Genomic DNA, 2,715 nt, shown 5'->3' on the forward strand with positions numbered 1-2,715 from the left:
ATTCAGTAAGAATAATTAAAGGAAATGCTCCTACAAATAAGGCAATAATAGGGGAAAATAATAAAGAAAAAAAGGAAAAAAAACCATAAGTTACAAGCACTCTTTGTTGTAAATTCATTTCTATTTTTGGAATTGTGTTAGTATAAATCATTATTGCTATTTTATACAAGGGAGCGGTTGTATATACAGGGTCAATATTAATTATATTTTCTTTTTCATCGCCCTCTCGCCCTCTATTTTTTACATTCTCCCATAACTTATGTTCTGCATCTTTTAGCGTTTATATTTTAAATAGGGAATATGTAGCCAAATATACTTTATTACATATTTTATATTTATTGTAATTTTATAAGCATTAAATAAGTTAAGAATTTTCATTTTTAGAGTTTTTTGTATGGGATATTTATCTCGCATTGCATTCCTGTCACTTTCTAATTCACTAAGAGACGCCATTGTTTCATTGATTAAAACAACTTGTGGATGCAATAAACGCAAATTAACATATTGGACATCTCCCGTATAATGGTCAATTGGTAGAGTTATTTGACCAATATTCGATAACATTTTTTTTGCCCCTTTATTTGTTATGCAATACCCATGAGTGCCAAAAATGATTTCTAATGGTTTTTTAAGCGCATATTTTTTAATTTTAATTTTATCCTGCCAACTGCAAATAGGGCGCCTCTGATTATTATGACCCATAAGTATTATATCTAAATCTTTAAAATTGTTAGCACCGACAGCACTTATAAAATTTATAAAATCCTGATTAAATTTAGCGTCATCTTCCAGAATCAAAGCGGCTTTTATATTATTGTCTACTATTTTTTGATATATCAATTTATGACTCAACGCACAACCAACTTCGCCTTTTGTAAGCCTCCTGCCAATATTTTTAATTGTTTGCTCTTTGGGAGATATTTTTGCCACCTCTTCATCGCTCAACAGCCTCCCGTCAACTGCATCAATAAACTCCGGGTTTAGCCTGTATTTATCGCAAAGTGCTCGAATATGCTTTCTCTTTTCAATGCTCTGCGGCAGGTTTACAACAAATATTGGAATTGTTTTTAACGGGATGCCCACAAGCTTATCTCCCCTTGTTGAATAAATTGGTCACTTCTTTTCTTAACATCAAGAAGTAATTGTATATTACCTTATCGGCATCTTCTACAAAAACAGGCTCTTTCAGGAAGTCTTCTCTTGTTTTTTTATCTTTATACAATCCTTCTATGAGTTGTATATTTGCTTTGTTATCAGAATTTTCCTGCCAAAAAATGATTCTTTTAGGATTAAGAATATCAGGTTCTGGGGTATCATCGCCCCAGTAAACAGGAATGCATCCTGCTTCAAAAGCTTCAAACACCTTTTCTGTCACATAATTTGGCGCAGATGAGTTTTCTGGGCAAATATTAAATATAAAATTTCTAAGGTATGCCTTTTTGTTATCATTAAACTCTTCCACTAGCGTATCGTCATTACACAAAAATTTTCCTGCACAAGACACTAAGTCTATCGTGCTTAGCGATTGGACAATACTTGTTCGTGAGATACCAAACCCGTCATGTCGTGCAATCATTGCTGCAAATCTCCCTTTGTTCAAAAAACTATTGCTTTCTATTTCTTTCAGTTTATTCTTAACATCTTCCAATGAGGCGCTTGCAATTTCTTTAGAGGTAAATATATAATTCAACCATAAGGGAAATCGAAAAGCATAAGGAGAATCGTTACAGCCTAACGCTAAACTTGGTAAATTTTTAAGATAATCTCTATATGGGTAATAACGATCAAGACTTATGTTTTCTCCAGAGAAAAACAGTGAAGGTGTATTTAAAATTTTTAATAAAAATTTTAACACCAAATGATTGCCAAATACAGATGAAATAATTAGATTAGGCTTATACCAGGAAACAGAAACTTTTTTATTTGTTATATTTGTTATGTACATAACAAACCAATCTTGCTCGGTAATATTACTATGTTTTTCCCAGTAGCCAACATAAGCAAGGCGAATATCAGCATCCTTACCTTTATTTCTTATCTTGTCAATTACCATTCCAATAATCATGTCTTTTATGTCAATAATTATCCTTAAAAAAGACATTAGTTTCAATATAAAACTGCGTATTTTAGGTGTCTTTTTAAATTGCACAAGTCAACCTATATTTCTTGATTTTTATAAAATATTGCATTTGCTATACTTTTACTCTCCATTTGCAATCCATCTCCCACCACTCGTCTGGAACACCGCTGAAATCTCCATCAATTAAAATACCTGCACCTTTTGCGACACACTCATAATTATCATTTAATAAGAGATTGAACCCTTCTTCACTATTATTTGGAAGGTTTGAATATATAGCTGTATTTTTATTTTTAAGAACTTCACAAGTAATATTTTTTATTTTCTTTTTATCGATATACGGTTTCAGTGTTTTCAAAACTTGCAAATCAAAACCTTGTATATCGCTAATATAATCTTCTATTAAATCTATGTTGTGTTGCTGCAAGAAATTGTATAAGTTGATGCAGGGCACTTTAATAACTCTAATCATTTCTATTTTGTCAGAGCGCCCATCTTCCCAATTTTTTGAAAATTTACCAATAGACGACACTGCCCCTCCCACATTACTAATATTAAATTCTATTTCCCGTCATAATCAGCCACAGCAGCATTAAAAATTTTCACTCTTGGATACTTGTCAAATCTTTTCTTGC

General features: G+C 31.8%; 3 protein-coding genes. All 3 read right to left on the reverse strand.

The window, feature by feature from the left end; all coding sequences use genetic code 11:
- Positions 1–273: 273 nt before the first annotated feature.
- From PSN35_RS06885 to PSN35_RS06895, 3 genes are read right to left on the reverse strand one after another with little or no spacing between them, the layout of a single operon-like run.
- Positions 274–1,083, reverse strand: coding sequence for a glycosyltransferase family 25 protein (locus PSN35_RS06885; RefSeq protein ID WP_300031319.1), 810 nt, complete (start codon positions 1,081–1,083; stop codon positions 274–276).
- Between the two features lie 4 nt (positions 1,084–1,087).
- On the reverse strand, positions 1,088–2,149 hold the full coding sequence (locus PSN35_RS06890; protein WP_300031322.1) for a glycosyltransferase family 10: 1,062 nt from the start codon (positions 2,147–2,149) through the stop codon (positions 1,088–1,090).
- Positions 2,150–2,192: 43 nt separating this feature from the next.
- Positions 2,193–2,612: an FkbM family methyltransferase gene (locus tag PSN35_RS06895; RefSeq protein ID WP_300031324.1), complete on the reverse strand. Its 420-nt coding sequence runs from the start codon at positions 2,610–2,612 to the stop codon at positions 2,193–2,195.
- Positions 2,613–2,715: the final 103 nt, after the last annotated feature.

Origin of the sequence: Candidatus Thioglobus sp. (assembly GCF_028599055.1) — a bacterium.
Classification (GTDB): domain Bacteria; phylum Pseudomonadota; class Gammaproteobacteria; order PS1; family Pseudothioglobaceae; genus Thioglobus_A.